Raw genomic sequence first — 15,739 nt, 5'->3', positions numbered from 1 at the left:
TTCAGGATGTGGGTATCTCCAACCGAAGGAGCATACCCATGCCCGACCAATTTTTGCACGGCGTCGAAGTAGTCGAACTCGACTATGGCGCGCGCCCGATTTCCACCGTCCGTTCCAGCGTCATCGGCCTGATCGGCACGGCGCCCGACGCGCAGCAACAGGCGGCCGCCTCGCTGACGCTGGGCACGGCTGCGTCGAACACCGCGCTGACCTACACCGCTGTCGCGCCCGGCGCGGCGGGCAACGACATTTCCATCAAGTACCGCGACCCCGGCGCGAACTCGGCCGCCCTGACGGTTGCGGTGCAGGGCAAGGCCATCACCGTTTCGCTGGCGACCAGCGAGGCCGGCGCCATCACGGCTACCGCCGCGCAGGTGATGGCCGCCATCACCGCGTCCGCCGCCGCCTCGGCGCTGGTGTCGGTGGCCGCCGCTGGCACGTCGACCGGCGCGGGCGTGGTCGCGGCCGGCTCGGTGCAGTACCTGTCCGGCGGCCTCGACGAAGCCTTCCCCCTGAACGTGCCGGTGCTGATTGCGGGCAGCCGCCTGGAGGCGGCGACGCTGGGCGCCTCGGGCACGCTGCCGGCCGCCATCGACGCCATTTTCGACCAGGCCGGCGCGATGGTGGTGGTGGTGCGCGTCGAAGAAGACGACGATCCCGCGCAGACGAAAAGCAACATCATCGGCGGCGTCAGCCCTGTGGGGCAATACCTCGGCGTGCAGGCGTTCCTGGGCGCCGAAAGCATCGTCAAGGTGCAGCCGAAAATTCTGATCGCACCCGGCTACACCAACGACCAGGCCGTGGTGTCCGAAATGCTGGGCATTGCCGACCGCCTGCGCGCCGTCATCATCGCCGACGGCCCGAACAGCACCGACCAGGACGCCATCAGCTACCGCGAGAAGTTCGGCTCGGCGCGTGTCTACATCGTAGACCCCTGGGTGAAGGTGTGGGACACCGAGGCGAACGCCGACGCGCTGCAACCGTCGTCGGCCCGCGTGGCCGGGATGCTGGCCCGCTCGGACAACGATCGCGGTTACTGGTGGTCGCCGTCCAACACGGAAATGTACGGCATCAGCGGCACCGCCCGCGCCGTCGATTTCGTTCTGGGCGACCCGAACGCGCGCGCGAACTACCTGAACGAAAACGAGGTCGCCACCATCATCCAGCAGGACGGTTATCGCCTGTGGGGCAATCGCACCTGCTCGTCCGATCCGAAATGGGCCTTCCTGTCGGTGCGCCGCACGGCCGACATGATCAACGAAAGCCTGCTGCGCGCCCACCTGTGGGCCGTCGACCGCAACATCACGAAGACCTACGTGGAAGATGTGCTGGAGGGCGTGAACGCCTACCTGCGCCACCTCACGGCCATCGGCGCCATCCTCGGCGGCAGCGCCTGGGCTGATCCGGCGCTGAACACGCCCGACCAAGTCAGCCAGGGCATCGTGTATTTCGACTTCGACTTCACGCCGCCGTACCCGGCCGAACACATCGTGTTCCGTTCCCGCCTGGTCAACGACTACATCGAAGAAGTGTTCGGCCCGGTCACGGCCTGAGCCGCGCCTGACAACGACAGATAAAGGAACAGACCATGATCGCAGACATTTTGTACGACATGAACCTTTTCGTGGACGGCCGTGGCTATGCCGGCCGCGTGAAGGAATTCAAGCCGCCCGTCATCAAGCCCAAGCTGCTGGAATACCGCGCCGGCGGCATGGCCTCGACCATCGACGTGCCGATGGGCAGCTTCGAGAAGCTGGAAGCCGAGGCCACCCTGTACTCGTTCGACCGTGACGTGATGAACACCATGCGCATCCTGCCGGGCGAACAGTTCGCCTACACCGGCCGCGCGGCGATGGTGTCGGACGACGGCACGAAGAAGCCCGTGGTGGTGACGATGCGCGGCCTGCTCACGTCCGTCGACCCGGACACCTGGAAGCCGGGCGAAGAAATGCCGCTCAAGATCAACATGAGCCTGCGCTACTACAAGCTCGAAATCGACGGTGCCGTGGTCTACGAGATCGACCCGGTGAACTACAAGGCCGTCATCAACGGGGTCGACCAGCTCGAAACCACCCGTCAACACCTCGCCATCTAAAGGAACCGCACATGAAAACCTATCGTGCCATTAAGCCCTTTCCGCACGGCAACAGCTACGTCGCTGCCGGCGCGCCGGTTCGCCTGACCGACAAGCAGGCCACCTTCCTGCGCAGCGGCGGTTACATCGAGGAATCCGACCCCGTGCCGGACGCGCCCACGCTGGCCGATCCGCCCGAAGCGCCGGCCGCCGAGGCCGCGCCCGCTGAACCCGCGGCGAAGAAGGGGGGCAAGCAATGACGGCCGCGAAACAGGACGCCCTCGACCTGGGCGCCGCCCGCGTCGAGATCAAGCTGGATTTCCCCGTGGAAATGGATGGCGTGCAGGTCGGCGTGCTGCGGATGCGCCGCGCGAAGGTGCGCGACCAACTGACCGCCCAGCGGCAGGCGAATAACGACCCGGCCAAGACCGAAGTGTTTCTGTTCGCGCTGCTGTGCGAGATCGCCCCGGCGAGCCTCGACGACATGGACATCTGCGACTACGAGAAGCTGCGCGAGACGTATGCGGGTTTTCGTGCGGGCTTGTCTCCGAAGGAACCTTGAGGCAAGCCGTCGTCAACCTAGCCAGCTTTACCGGCTGGGCGCTCGGGGAGATTCAGGAAATGGAAATGGGCGACTTCTTCGAGTGGGTAGCCGCGCTACCCCGCCCATCACCGCCCCGATGATCGCCAGGGCGCCCATCACCAGCAGCAGTACCCCGTAGAGCGCCAGGACGAACAGCGGCCCGGCCACCACCACCAGGAGCGCAGCGGATTCAGGGCTGAATCCGGCCACCACCAGCCCGCCGAACAGGCAGGCGACAACCGCCAGCCCGCCCCAGGCGGGCAACTGATCGAGGAAGGCCAGTTTGAGCAATTTGTACGCAGGCATATTGATCGGCGCGTCGGTGTCGAGTCAATTTACCAGCACGACCAAGGTTGTCAACCGTCAGCTACAGATGATCGGCGACGAAGCCGCGAAGCTGTCGCAGCGGCGGTCGAAGCTGAATCTGCTGGGCAATGCCGAGGCCGACCTGGAAAAGGCCCGCGCCCGCGCCGCAGCCGCGGCCCGGACGGTGGCCGACCTACGCCGGGAATTGAACGCCGGCCCGCCTCGAAAGGACTGGGCGCGCGACTTCGAGGCGGCCCGCGCAGCCGCCGAGAAGGCGGCGGCCGGCGTGGAGAAAGCCCGGCTCCAGGTTTCCCGCGCCGATGCCGCCTTCCGAGCGGCCGGCGGTTCGGCAGGCGGATACGCCGCCAACATGAAGCAGGTCGGCGCCGAGATCGACCGCGTGCAGGCCAAGCAGGCCAAGCTCAACGAGTACCTGAAGGCCAAGAACGAAATGGGGGAGTGGGCCGGTTCGGCTCGCACCTCGTTCATTGGCGCAGGCATTGCCGTGGCGGCCGCCACGCGCGCCTTCGTCACGCCGGCGATGGAATTCGAGTCGGCCATGCTCGGCGTCGCCAAGCAGGTCGACGGCGCGCGTGACTCGAACGGTCAGCTCACGCAAGTGTATTACGACATGCGGCGCGAGATTCAGATGCTCGGCCGCGAAATGCCGATGGCGACCAACGAGATTGCCGACATGGTGACGGCCGGCGCCCGCATGGGCATCGCGAAGGACGAACTAATCGGCTTCACGAAGACCGCCGGGATGATGGCGGAAGCCTTTGAAATGCCCGCCGGCGCGCTGGCCGACAGCATGGGCAAGATCGCCCAGCTTTACAAAATCCCGATCCCCGCCATCGGGAACCTGGCCGACAGCATCAACTACCTGGACGACAACGCCATCAGCAAGGGCGGCGACATCATCGACTTCCTGACCCGAACGGGTGGCGTCGCCAGCGCCGTGAAGGTGACGGGGCAGGAAATGGCCGCGCTCGGCTCGACGCTGCTGACCCTGGGCGAGCGCACCGAGACGGCCGGCACCGCGACGAACGCCATTTTCCAGAAGCTCGCCGCCGCCGAAAGCGGCACCAAGAAGTTCAAGGCGGCGTTGTCGTCGGTGGGCCTGAATGCCAAGCAGGTGCAGCAGGGGATGCAGCGGGATTCCATCGGCACGCTGATGAAGGTCATGGAGGCCGTCGGCAAGCTGCCCGCCGAGAAGCAACTGGGCGTCATGGTCAACCTGGTCGGACTGGAACATTCCGACACGCTGGCGAAGCTGGCGAACAACACCGGCGAGTTCCGCCGGCAGCTCGAACTGGCGAACGGCGAGGCGGCCAAGGGCAGCATGGCGAAGGAGTACGCCGCCCGCCTGGGCACCTTCGGCGCGACCTGGGAGAAGTTCAAGAACCAGATCGGCGAACTGGCTACGAACATCGGAACCGTCGCGCTGCCCGTGCTGACGTCCATGTTCGTCACGCTGGGCGGCTTCATCGGCCCGATGGCCGACTTCGCGGCCAACAATCAGGAAGTCATCAAGACGTTGATCGGCATGGCCGCCGGGTTCATCGCTTGGAAAACCACCATCGCGCCCGTCGTCGGCCTGATCCGCAACATCGGCACGGTGTGGAAAGTCGTCAGCCTCGCTATGGCCGCGAATCCCGTGGGCCTGATTCTGATGGGCGTGGCCGTCGCGGCCGGTGCCATCATGGCGAACTGGGGGACGATCGGCCCCTGGCTATCCAGAATGTGGGAATCTGTCTCTGCCGCCGCTTCGACTGCATGGAACAGTGTCGTGTCGGTGTGGAACACCGCCGCCAGCTTCTTCGGCGGGATATGGGATAGCGTGCGCACTGCGTTCCAGGGCGGCATCGGCAGCGTGGTCGCGCTGATCGTGAACTGGTCGCCGATGGGCCTGCTGTATCAGGGAATCACGGCTGCGCTGGGGTCGCTGGGCATTGAACTGCCCGCCAAGTTCACCGACCTTGGGAAGATGCTGGTGTCGGGCTTGGTGGGCGGTATCACGAACATGGGCAGCGCCGTCAAAGGCGCTATCTCGGGACTGGCCGACAACACCATCGGCTGGTTCCGCGACAAGCTGGGCATCCGGTCGCCCTCGCGCGTGTTCATCGGCCTGGGCCAGATGGTCGGCGAGGGTGCGGCGCAGGGCATCGGCAGCATGGGGCAGTCGGTGGCGCGCGCCAGCGGCGCGCTGGGGCTGGCGGCCAGCATGGCGTTCCAGCCGGCCATTGCGGCCGGCCCCATGCCGGCAGCAGCGGCCGGCATGGCCGCGCCCGGCTCGGTCGCCGCATCGGCGGCTGCGCAGGCCGCAGGCCCGTCGATTACTCAAACCTTCACTTTTCACATTACGCAACAGCCGGGCGAGAACGCCGAGGCGCTGGCGCGCCGCGTCGCCGACATGGTGCGCCGCGCCGACCAGGGCGCCCGCCGCGCCGGGCTGGGAGACTGGGCATGATCGGCTTCGATATTGACGTCAGCGGCATGGCGAAGCGCGCCAGCGACGCCTTGACGGGCAACAGCCTGGTCAAGATGGTTAAGGGCTTCGTCGACCAGCCGACCGCCGCGCTGGGTGGCATCGCCGACCGATACGGTTTCACGGCCGCCGGCAAGGCGCTCAAGACCGGGCGGCTGGACGACCTGGTTTCAGCCGTCGGCGAGGACGCCGTGGGCCTGCTGGCGCAGGAGGGCGCGCGCCAACTGAACAAGGCCATCGACGCCGCTGCGGGCAAGTTCATGGAACTGTTCCAGGCGCTCGACGGCAGCGACCCGCCGCCGGCCGGCGAGGTGCTGCTGATCCTGGGCGACTTCGCCTTCATGGTAGGTACCGCTGCGCATCAGACGCTCAAGCGCACGAACGATTACCGATGGGCCAAGCAGGATCGGCTGCTGCGCACGCCGGCCAAGCAGTTCATCGGCCCCGGCGACGACCGCATCGACCTGGACGGCTACCTGCTGCCGCACTACACGGGCGGCGCCGACTCCATCACGGCGCTGCGCCGCCGCGCGGCGCTCGGCGAACCCCAGGAACTGATCGACCATTTCGGGATGGTGTACGGCCGTTACGTGGTCGAGAACATCCAGGAAACCGGCACCGAAATGGACATATACGGCCAGCCCCGCCGCGTCGATTTCAGCGTGTCGATTTCGGCCTACGGCGAAGACGCCGCGCCGCTGGCCAGCGCCGCCGCCGCGGTGTCGGTGGCGGCAAACGGCGACACGCCGCTGACCCCGGAAGGCGGCACGGCGACGATTGACAACGGATGGACTGCGTGATGGCGCAAACCTATCTCACCCGTCAAGGCGAAACCCTCGACGCCATCGCGTACCGCATCTACGGCACAGAACAGGCCGTACATGCCATTCTGGCCGCGAACCCGCAGGTGACGTACCAGCCGCCGGAACTTCCCTCGGGCCTGACGCTGGTGCTGCCCGGCCTTCCCGCCAGCGCGGGGCAGGTGCAGACCGTGCGGCTATGGGCATAGCGCGATGAAGCCGGCCTACCGCATCATGCACGGCAGCGCGGACATAACCGCGCTCATCGCCGACCGACTCAAGTCGCTGCGCATCACCGACCAGGCCGGCGTCACGTCCGACCAGTTCGACCTGTCGCTGGACAATCGCAGCAGCGCCATCGTCATCCCCGAAACTGGCGCCGTGTTGTCGGTGGCGCTGGGCTACGAAGGCCAGCCGCTGATCGACATGGGAAAGTACACGATCGACGAGGTGGAATCGACGGGCCTGCCGCGCGTGCTGTCCCTGCATGGCAAGGCGGCCGACATGAAAGCCAGCTTCAAGAGCCAGAAGAAGCGCAACTGGGACAAGATGACGCTGGGCAAGATCGTCGAGACGGTGGCCGGCGAACACGGGCTGACGGCCAAGGTGGCCGACCGCTTCAGGAACATCCCGACCGACCACGTCGACCAGGTCTACGAGTCCGACCTGAACCTGCTGACGCGCCTGGCCGAGCAGTACGGCGCCGTGATGAAGCCGGCCGGCGGCTATCTGCTGTTCGTCGAGCGCGGCGCGGGTGTGACGGCCGACGGCAAGCCGCTGCCCACCATGCCCATCACCGTCGCCGATGTAATCGGTGAAGACGGCTGGCGCACATCCATCCACGAACGCCAGTTCTACGCCCGCGTGGGCGCACACTGGGGCAACCGCCGCGCCGCGAAGACGCAATACGTGTACGCCGGCAGCGGCGACCCGGTCATGTACGTGCGCCACCCGTACAAGTCGGAGCGCGACGCGCTGGCCGCCGCCGAGGCCAAGCTGCGCCAGCTACAGCGTGGTCGCACCAGCCTGGCGCTGCGCCTGCACGGAAGGCCGGCCCTGTGCGCGGAAATGCCCCTGTGGCTGGACGGCTTTGACGCGCTCACCGATGGGGAATGGATCGTGACGCGCGCCGAGCATACGCTGGACGATGGTGGGCTGGTGACGACCGCGGAAGCCCAGCGCCGCGACGATTTCAAGGCCGAAGACGAAGACCGCCAGCAGGGCAGCGGCGACGGCGAGGGCAGCCCCGACCCCGACGACGAATAACCCCGCCGCAGGAACGCGCGGCGGTGCCGGCCCAACATGGTCGGCATGAGCGGAACCAATGCAATCACCGGCAAGTCGCTCGGCGGCCTGGAACACCTCAAGCAGTCGATCCGCGACATTCTGACGACGCCCCTGGGCAGTCGCGTCATGCGTCGTCAGTACGGTTCGCGCCTGTTCGACCTGCTGGACGCGCCCACGAATCGGCGCATCATGGCCGCCATCTACGCCGCCACCGCCGGCGCGCTGCGCCAGTGGGAGCCGCGCTTTCAGCTTCAGCGTGTCGCTGTCGACGCCGTTACCGTGGGGCGCATCGCGCTCACCGTGTATGGCACCTACGTCTACAACGGCGAGGCCGGCCCGCTGTCCATGACGGTCGAGGTGACGAAGTGACCATCGACCTGTCGCTGCTGCCGCCGCCGTCCGTCGTCGAGCCGCTCGACTTCGAGACGGTGTTGGCGACCATCAAGGCCGACGTGCTTGCCATCGCGCCCGAACTGGCCGATGTGCTGGCCCTGGAGTCCGAGCCGGCCACGAAGCTGTGCGAGGTCTTCGCCTACCGTGAATTGCTGCTGCGCGCACGCATCAACAACGCCGCGCGGGCGACCATGCTGGCGCACGCTGAAGAAGGCGACCTCGACAACCTGGCCGCGCTGTTCGGCGTGCAGCGCCTGCCAGGCGAGAAAGACGCCCGCCTGCGCCAGCGCACGCAGCTATCGCTTGAGGGCTATTCCACCGCCGGCCCCACGCTGTCCTACGTGTATCACGCGCTGTCCGCCTCGACCGATGTGCGCGACGTGTGGGTGGACAGCCCCGTGCCGGGTACGGTGCGCACCGTGGTGCTGGCCGAGGAATCGGAAGAAAACCCCCGCGGCGTGCCGGGCCAGGCGCTGCTCGATGCCGTGCAGGCCAACATCAGCGCCGACGACAAGCGCCCGCTGTGCGACACCGCGCTGACGGTGGCCGCGCAGGTGCTGGACTACGAGGTGGCCGCCTCGCTGGTGTTTCAGTCGGGCCTCGGCCCTGGCGAACAGGTGTTGCTCGCCGCCGCGAAAGATGCGGCCCTGGCCTATGCGCAAGAGCAGTTCCGCCTCGGCTACGACATTACCGTGTCGGGCCTCAAGGCCGCGCTGCGCCAGCCCGGCGTGTCGCGCGTGAACATTATTTCGCCGCCGATGCCGGACACCGAAGACGTCGAGCAGCAGGACATTCTGATCGCGGTGGAAAACGACCAGGCCGCGCGGTGCGTGGCCGTGACGGTGACGCCCGGGGGGATCGGCGCATGAGCTTGCTGCCCTTCAATGCCACCGCCGCCGAACGCGCCATTGCAGCAGCCACGCCGCTGGCGCTGCCTACGCCCATCGCCGACCTGTGGAACCCCGACACCTGCCCGGCCGCCGCGCTGCCGTGGCTTGCCTGGGCGCTGCACGTCGACAACTGGGACGACGCGGCCACCGAAGCCCAGCAGCGCGACGCCATCCGCATGTCGGTGGCGCTGCACCGTAAGAAGGGCACGCCCTGGGCGGTCAAGCGGGCGCTGTCCACCCTGGGTCTGGAAGTCGACCTGATCGACCAGCACGAACAGCAGGCCATGTACGCGGTCTACAACCCGCCGCGCCTGGATGGCACCTGGAAGCTGGACGGATCGAAGAAAATCATGCCGCTGGGCGCCGTGACTGGCATTCCCCAGGTGCAGCACTGGGCGCAGTTCATCGTGCGCCTGAACCTGGCCGACGTGCAGGACGCGGCCATTTTGCGCAAGCTGCGCGCCCTCATCAACGAATGGAAGCCGGCGCGTTCCTGGCCGCTGTTCGTGTACTGGCTGCGCATCTACTTCACCGTCACCCTCGGCGTCGGGTCGCGCTTCGTCATGCAGAAGCGCATCCATGCACCTGTCTGGAACGGCCTAACCATCACCACCCGGCCCGGCGCGGTGTGGAAGCTGGGCCGCGACGGCGCGACCGCCCGGCTAGGGCATTTCGCGCTCGACGGGTCGGTGCAGGTCGGCAAGCTGTACGGCGCCGTGGCCGGCCCGAAGCTCAAATCGGTGCGCGTCGCCAGCCGCGCCGCGCTGGCGAAGTTCGTTCCCATTGACACGCGCCCGCGCCAGCGCCTCGGGCTGTCGCGCACGGTGCGCACGCCCGACCCGGTGACGCTGCACAAGCGGCCGCGCCGCCTGGATGGCACCTGGACAGTCGGCACGCCCACGAAGCTGGGCCGTTTCCGGCTGGACGGCACGCCGCTGGCGCACAACCCCATGACCGAGGCGCCGCGCCTCGGGCACTTCAAGCTGCGCAACCCCGCCCACGATGTACCCGATCCCGCCTATGCCGGCCGCGTGAAGCTGGACGGCACTTGGCGCGTGGGCGGCCCGGCGCAGCCGTCTTCCCGCATCGTCTCGACAAGGATTTCCGATGGCATCGACGGTCATATCTAACGGCTGGCGCCAGCGCCTCGCCAAATTCCACGCCGACGGCACGCCGCTGGCGAAGTTCGCGTTTATGGCCTTCGGAGACGGCGGCCACAACCCTGACGACACGCCGAAGGCCCCCGACGCCGATGCGCCGGGCCTGTATCACGAAGTGCTGCGCAAGCCCTTGCACGACGTCGGCCAGCCCACGCCGTACACCGTCGAGTGCGAGGGCCGCATCGAGCCGGGGGAACTGGTCGGCGTCAAGGTTTCCGAGGCCATGCTGCTGGACGAGGAAGGCCGCGTCGTCGCCATCAAGACCTTCGCCCCGAAGGTGCGCGAAGCCGACGAACTCTACCAGGTGTTCATCGAACCCCTCTTTTAATCATCAGGTGACAAAATGCCCGAAAACACGACCCCCCCGGCCCTGCCGCATCCGCAAATCACCCCGCTGCCGAACACCGAACCGGACGCGGTGCCCGACCTCTGGAACACCCGCTACCAGCAGATCGACGAGAACTTCGCCGCGCTGAACGAACGCAGCGCCGGCGTCGAATCCGAGCTGGCGGCGGCCAAGGGTGATTTCCCCAGCTTCGCCGACCGCTTCGAGCATGTCACGCAGCAGGTGGTCGACCTCGGCGGCGAGGTCGAAGGAATCCAGGGCACCACGGCCCCGATGCTGTCGCGCGCCGTGCGCCTGGACTGGGACTACTCGGGCAACAACATCAGCCTGGAAATGTGGGCCGGCGACTACACGCTGCGCGAGTACGCCCCGGTGGCCGTCGTGTCGGCGGTGGCCGGCGACGACTCCATCGACGTGGACGACGCCAGCAAGTTCACGCCCGGCCAGAACTATGTCGTGTTCGACGGCGTGCACGCCGAGCAGGTGCATGTCGATGCCGTGCTGACCAGCACGCGCGTGCGCGTGTCCGGGCCGCTGACCTATGCCTATGGCGGCGAAGGCGCGTTCCTCGCGCGCACGTCGTTCACGGTCGACGACGGCGCCGCGCAGGCCAAGGCCGGCGACGCCTACTTCTCGAAGCCTATCAACCTGGGCTTCGACAACGTCAAGCGCGCCGTGGTGATCCGTCGCACCGTTTCGGCTGCGGCGGTGTACGTCGACTTCCTGATCGGCGACCAGTGGGTGAGCGCGCCGCTGGCGTGGACGCGCACCGGCGGCAAGGTGCCGGCCGGCTATGTGGACTGCGAATACGAACTGAATGTGGACGGCGACACCGCGCTGCGCGTCACCGTCTCGGGCGGCCCGGTCGAGATCGCGCACATCGTCGGCCTGGGCACCACCACGGGCCTGCGCGGCACGCACACGCCGCCGCTCAAGCCCATCATGTTCAACCCCATCGACGGCGACGAAAACCTGACCGACCGCCCGACGCTGGCCCTCACGGGCTATTCCTCGCCCACCGGCACCGCGGTCGGCGCCGTGCAGTTCCAGATTTCCGCCACGGCCGACTTCGCCGAAATCCTGGTCGATTCCGGCACGCAGGTCGGTGGCCTGTCCTGGCGCGAAGTCGGCCTGCGCCTGGAAACCAGCAGCACCTACTACGCCCGCGGCCGTGCGCGCGACGCGGAAGGCGCCTGGTCGCCCTGGGCCGATCCGGTTCAGTTCAGCACCGCCGATTCGTTCGTCTACGTGCAAGCGCCGACGAACACCGCCCCGGCCAACGACCTGATGGACGTGGCCGACACGCCCACGCTGCAATCCAGCGCCTTCGACGTGTACGCCGGCGAGGATACCCAGGCGGCCGCCCAGTGGCAGATTCGCGCGGCCACGGGCACCTACGACACCCCGGTGCTGGACAGTGGCGAGGACACGGAGAATCTGACCTCGTTTGCCGTCCCGGCCGGCGTGCTGCAATCGGCGAACACGCAGTATTTCTTCCGCGTGCGCCACAAGGGTGCGACGATCGGCTGGTCGGACTGGTCGGTGGAGACGCGATTCACCACCAAGAAGACCTTCGGCACGGTCATCGGCATCGCCCTGGTATCGACCGGCGCCACCTCGGGCCAGTGGGCGCGCATCGACGAGGACGGCAATGCCAAGGCCGCCGACGCCGCCTTCTTTGCTGCGCATCCGACCTACGCCGGCATCGTCGACCAGACGATCGACAGCCAGGCGATGGTCAAGGTGCCGGCCTTCTACATCAAGACCGGCCTGGTGGACTCGGGCGCGTACATCGGCAAGAAGGCCATCTGGGTGTCGGACAAGCAAGAGGCTGGCTTTGAGCTGCACCCGGCATTCAAGGATGCGGGCGTGGCGCTGGAACAAGTCTGGATCGGCAAGTACCAGGGGTCGAACGCCACGGGCAACAAGCTGGCTTCGGTGGCGGCCGCCACGCCGCTGGTGTCCATCGACTTCCCGACGATGAAGAGCCGCGCCAACGCGCGCAACACCGGCGGCGTCACGGGCTTTTCCCTGTGGAACATCTACCACCTGTCCGCCATCCAGATGCTGGCCCTGATCGAGATGGGCAACCCCGACGCCCAGACGCTGATCGGCCAGGGCAACGTGAACAGCAGCGCCGCGCTGAACACCAGCCACGCGACCGTCGCGCAAGCGACCTGGCGCGGCATCGTCGGCCTGTGGGGCAACGTGTGGCAGATGGTCGACGGCCTGGGCTGCACCGCCGCCGGGAAGTGGCGCATCTGGGATAAGAACGGGAACAAGACCTACGTCGCCACGAACCAGACGGTGCCGCTGGTTCCCGAAGGGGAATACTACTGGCCCGTCACCATGTCGGCGGACGCCGGCGCCAACTACGACCTGTCCCATGTGTTCGCTGCCGCGACCGTGGACGCCTCGCAGAGCAACGGCACGTATGCCGACTCGTTCCACTACCGCGGCGGCGAGACGGTGGCCTACCACGGCGGCGATTGGGCGAACGGCGCGCACGCCGGCCTGTTCTACCTGAACGTCCACAACGCCGCGTCGTACTCGAGCACGTCTGTCGGCGGCCGCCTCGCAAAGGTGTGACGGGTCATGCCCTCATGTGTCATGTCACTGGGCGCGCCCGCCGAGCGGGCCGCCCGAACCCCTGAAAGGAGATTCTGATGGAAATTCAAAATGGCGCCCTGGTGGTGGATGTGGACGGCTCCACCATGACCGTGCCGCTGCCCGAGGTGCCCGTGGCGGCCACCGTGAAGGCGTGGCGCGTGCCCGAGGCGTACCGTCCCGGCAACCTGTTCATCGCCGTGACGCTGCCCGGACAGCCCGAGGACGTGCCGGCGTGCAACCCGGCCGACGCGGTGCTGCTTGGCGTGCTGACCCTCGAACCCACCGAGGCCGCGACGCTGGCCGCCGCCAAGGCCGCGAAGCTGGCCGAGGTGAACGAGGCGTGCGAGCGCGACGGCGCCGCGCTGCTGGCCGGCTACCCCGAGTCCGAAATCAAGACGTGGCCGCAGCAGGCCACCGAGGCGGCCGCCCATGTGGCCGACCCCGATGCCGATACGCCGATGCTCGACGCCATCGCCCAGGCCCGCGGCCTGACGGTGGACGACTTGGCGGGCCGGGTGCTGACGAAGGAAACCATGTACAAGGCCGCCGCCGGCGGCCTGCTCGGCAAGCGGCAAAGCCTCGAAGACCTGATCGACGTGGCAGCGACGCTCGAAGACGTGGCGGCCATCACCTGGTAGGCGCGGCGGTGAAACGCTACGCCACGCGGCTGGCGCTGCTGGCCGGCTCGATGCTGATGATGGCGGCCGGCAACCTCATTGCCCTGGTCGCCGCCCTTGTCGGCAGCGACCGCGCATGGCGCGTAGCCGTGTCGAATGACCAAACGCTGAACGCCGCCCTGGCGGGCAGCGAAGACGAAACCATCAGCAGCCGCGCCGGCAAGGCGGCGCGGGCCGGTAGGAAGTGGGGGTGTGTGCTGTGCAAGGTGCTGGACAGGTTCGACCCGCAGCATTGTCAGAAGAACATCGAGGAAGACGAGGGGGAGGGAACGAGGCCCACCTGAAGCTATTGACCAAGCTGGAAGAACTGGACGCCTATACCCATGTGGTGCTGCGCCAGTTTCCGAAGGCCGAACGCTTCTTGCTGTGCGCCGAGATTCGCGGAGCGATGAACAAGATACTGCGATTGACGATTGTGGCCTGGAAGCGCCGGCAGAAAGCCGGCGCGCTGTTCGACCTCGATGTGGAAGTGGAAATTCTGCGGGGCATGGTGCGCAAGGCGCATCTGGTCGAGTGCATTACCCTGCGCCGGCGCGACGTGTGGATGCGGCACGTCGACGAGATCGGCCGCATGGTGGGCGCCTGGATCAAGCACGAAGGAGCGGCCATGTCACCGTAAAGCCGCCCGCTTCTATGGGCGAAGGCTTGATTACGGCGGCAATTGGGCGAACGGCGCGCACGCCGGCCTGTTCTACCTGAACGTCAACAACGCCGCGTCGAACTCGAACACGAATATCGGCGGCCGCCTCGCAAACGACTATCGCCAGAAGGTGCCCGGCCCACGGGCAGGCACCCAGCGCACATCCTTTGGGGCCTTCGTCCTGACCATGCAGTCGAAGATCAACAGGGTGCCGCGGCCCGTACCTGGGAAACCGGGGAGCGTGGCGGCCCCGACCACTACCGGACACTATGCCACGCACTGTAAACGGCCTGTGGGCCACCATCATTTCGTTCGAGAACCTGTACCACGCCTTCCAAGACACCCGCCTGGGTAAGCGGTATCAGCACGAAGTCATGCAGTACGCCACCCGCCTGGAAGAAAACCTCACCAACATCCAGAATCACCTGATATGGAAGTCGTGGACACCTGGCCCGCAGCGCGAGTTCATCGTGCGCGAGCCGAAGATGCGCATGATCCAGGCGCCGCCGTTCGCCGACCGCGTCGTGCATCACGCCCTGGTGCGGGTGGTCGGGCCAATCTTCGATCGTAGATTCATCACCGATTCCTACGCCTGCCGCGAGGGCAAGGGCGCCCAGCGGGCTGTCATGCGCACCCAGCACTTCCTGCGCGTGGCAAGGCGAAACTGGGGCGATGGCGTGTACGTGCTGAAAGCGGACATCAGCAAGTATTTCGCCAGCATCCAGCACCGCGTTCTCATGGACGAGGTGGGTCGCGTCATCGCCGACCGGGACGTGATATGGCTGTGGCAGCAGATTCTCGGCGGCTACGGGCACGAGGCCGGCGTGGGCCTGCCGGTGGGCGCGCTGACAAGCCAGCTCGGCGCGAACATCGTCCTGAACCGGCTTGACCACACTGCCAAGGATGACATGGGCATACGCTTCTACACGCGCTACATGGACGACTTCGTGGCAATCCTGCCGGATAAGGCCGCCGCCCAGCGCGTGCTGCGCGCCCTCGGCGAGGTGGTGAACAGCCTGGGCCTGTCGCTGAACCCGAAGACGGCGATTCACCCCTGGCAGCGTGGCATCGACTACTGCGGCTATCGCATCTGGCCGACGCACATCCTGCCGCGCAAGCGGAACATCAAGCGCGCCCGCGCGGATTTCCGCGACCTCACCAGCCGGTACTACCACGGCGAGGTCGACCTGGCGCAGGTGCGCGAACGGGTCATGTCGTTCCTGGCCTACGCGAAGCATTGCAACGCCCACCGGACGGTCGAGGGTGTGCTGGCCGACCTGGTGCTGGTGCCGGGCCTGCGGGACGTCGCCGAACGGCTGGCGGCCAGCGGCCGCGCGCCGGCCAGCGGCCCGCACGCAGCCCCGGAAATGGATACTTCTGTCGCTTTTTGGCCGCAGGATATTCCAAATTTGGAATTTGGAAGGCGGAAAAAGCAAAAAGGTTAGCGCCCAATGTTCGCTAACCTTTTGATTTTGCTTCAAATTC

The 15,739-nt window shown here is 67.0% G+C and carries 18 protein-coding genes; 17 read left to right on the top strand and 1 reads right to left on the bottom strand.

What is annotated here, in order from left to right; translation table 11 throughout:
* Positions 1-38 precede the first annotated feature (38 nt).
* Genes AXA74_RS20335 through AXA74_RS20320 form a run of 4 tightly spaced genes read left to right on the top strand, consistent with a single transcriptional unit; the run spans position 39 to position 2,636 of the window.
* The gene (locus AXA74_RS20335; RefSeq protein ID WP_060833270.1) at positions 39-1,553 is read left to right on the top strand and encodes a phage tail sheath subtilisin-like domain-containing protein; all 1,515 of its coding nucleotides are present in this window, start codon (positions 39-41) and stop codon (positions 1,551-1,553) included.
* A 35-nt stretch (positions 1,554-1,588) separates the two neighbouring features.
* The gene (locus AXA74_RS20330) at positions 1,589-2,095 is read left to right on the top strand and encodes a phage major tail tube protein (RefSeq protein WP_060833269.1); all 507 of its coding nucleotides are present in this window, start codon (positions 1,589-1,591) and stop codon (positions 2,093-2,095) included.
* Between the two features lie 11 nt (positions 2,096-2,106).
* Positions 2,107-2,334: a hypothetical protein gene (locus AXA74_RS20325; RefSeq protein ID WP_060833268.1), complete on the top strand. Its 228-nt coding sequence runs from the start codon at positions 2,107-2,109 to the stop codon at positions 2,332-2,334.
* Positions 2,331-2,636: a phage tail assembly protein gene (locus tag AXA74_RS20320; RefSeq protein ID WP_060833267.1), complete on the top strand. Its 306-nt coding sequence runs from the start codon at positions 2,331-2,333 to the stop codon at positions 2,634-2,636. The genes AXA74_RS20325 and AXA74_RS20320 overlap by 4 nt, the downstream gene beginning before the upstream one ends.
* A gap of 27 nt (positions 2,637-2,663) precedes the next feature.
* On the opposite strand, the gene AXA74_RS20315 is transcribed toward AXA74_RS20320, so the two are convergent.
* The gene (locus AXA74_RS20315; protein ID WP_060833266.1) at positions 2,664-2,963 is read right to left on the bottom strand and encodes a hypothetical protein; all 300 of its coding nucleotides are present in this window, start codon (positions 2,961-2,963) and stop codon (positions 2,664-2,666) included.
* Here AXA74_RS20315 and AXA74_RS20310 point away from each other — a divergent pair.
* From AXA74_RS20310 to AXA74_RS20250, 13 genes are all read left to right on the top strand, one after another.
* Complete coding sequence (locus AXA74_RS20310) at positions 2,941-5,433, top strand: phage tail tape measure protein (protein ID WP_126623555.1); 2,493 nt, start codon at positions 2,941-2,943, stop codon at positions 5,431-5,433. The two genes, AXA74_RS20315 and AXA74_RS20310, sit on opposite strands and share 23 nt — an antisense overlap.
* Entirely contained in the window at positions 5,430-6,251 is an 822-nt protein-coding gene (locus tag AXA74_RS20305; RefSeq protein ID WP_060833264.1) for a phage tail protein, read from the top strand. Before AXA74_RS20310 ends, AXA74_RS20305 begins: the two co-directional genes overlap by 4 nt.
* Positions 6,251-6,460, top strand: coding sequence for a tail protein X (locus AXA74_RS20300; RefSeq protein ID WP_081093949.1), 210 nt, complete (start codon positions 6,251-6,253; stop codon positions 6,458-6,460). The genes AXA74_RS20305 and AXA74_RS20300 overlap by 1 nt, the downstream gene beginning before the upstream one ends.
* Positions 6,461-6,464: 4 nt before the next feature.
* Positions 6,465-7,517: a contractile injection system protein, VgrG/Pvc8 family gene (locus AXA74_RS20295; protein WP_060833262.1), complete on the top strand. Its 1,053-nt coding sequence runs from the start codon at positions 6,465-6,467 to the stop codon at positions 7,515-7,517.
* A gap of 45 nt (positions 7,518-7,562) precedes the next feature.
* Positions 7,563-7,907, top strand: coding sequence for a GPW/gp25 family protein (locus AXA74_RS20290; protein WP_060833309.1), 345 nt, complete (start codon positions 7,563-7,565; stop codon positions 7,905-7,907).
* Positions 7,904-8,800, top strand: coding sequence for a baseplate assembly protein (locus tag AXA74_RS20285; RefSeq protein ID WP_060833261.1), 897 nt, complete (start codon positions 7,904-7,906; stop codon positions 8,798-8,800). The genes AXA74_RS20290 and AXA74_RS20285 overlap by 4 nt, the downstream gene beginning before the upstream one ends.
* Positions 8,797-9,951: a phage tail protein I gene (locus tag AXA74_RS20280; RefSeq protein ID WP_060833260.1), complete on the top strand. Its 1,155-nt coding sequence runs from the start codon at positions 8,797-8,799 to the stop codon at positions 9,949-9,951. Before AXA74_RS20285 ends, AXA74_RS20280 begins: the two co-directional genes overlap by 4 nt.
* Positions 9,929-10,309 carry a phage tail-collar fiber domain-containing protein gene (locus AXA74_RS20275; RefSeq protein WP_060833259.1) on the top strand — a complete coding sequence of 127 codons (381 nt, stop codon included), beginning with the start codon at positions 9,929-9,931 and terminating at the stop codon, positions 10,307-10,309. Before AXA74_RS20280 ends, AXA74_RS20275 begins: the two co-directional genes overlap by 23 nt.
* 15 nt (positions 10,310-10,324) lie before the next feature.
* Entirely contained in the window at positions 10,325-12,916 is a 2,592-nt protein-coding gene (locus tag AXA74_RS20270) for a hypothetical protein (protein WP_060833258.1), read from the top strand.
* A gap of 77 nt (positions 12,917-12,993) precedes the next feature.
* Positions 12,994-13,575 carry a hypothetical protein gene (locus AXA74_RS20265; RefSeq protein WP_060833257.1) on the top strand — a complete coding sequence of 194 codons (582 nt, stop codon included), beginning with the start codon at positions 12,994-12,996 and terminating at the stop codon, positions 13,573-13,575.
* 8 nt (positions 13,576-13,583) lie between these two features.
* Entirely contained in the window at positions 13,584-13,898 is a 315-nt protein-coding gene (locus AXA74_RS20260) for a hypothetical protein (protein ID WP_232019800.1), read from the top strand.
* Between the two features lie 5 nt (positions 13,899-13,903).
* A complete protein-coding gene (gene avd, locus AXA74_RS20255; protein WP_232019801.1) occupies positions 13,904-14,233 on the top strand; it encodes a diversity-generating retroelement protein Avd in 330 nt (109 codons plus the stop codon).
* Positions 14,234-14,523: 290 nt separating this feature from the next.
* Positions 14,524-15,699, top strand: a complete 1,176-nt coding sequence (locus AXA74_RS20250) for a reverse transcriptase/maturase family protein (protein WP_081093944.1) — start codon at positions 14,524-14,526, stop codon at positions 15,697-15,699.
* The last annotated feature ends 40 nt before the right edge of the window (positions 15,700-15,739 follow it).

Source organism: Bordetella hinzii LMG 13501 (genome assembly GCF_001548475.1).
Taxonomy (GTDB): domain Bacteria; phylum Pseudomonadota; class Gammaproteobacteria; order Burkholderiales; family Burkholderiaceae_B; genus Bordetella; species Bordetella hinzii.
This window is presented reverse-complemented; position numbering and strand designations above follow the sequence as displayed.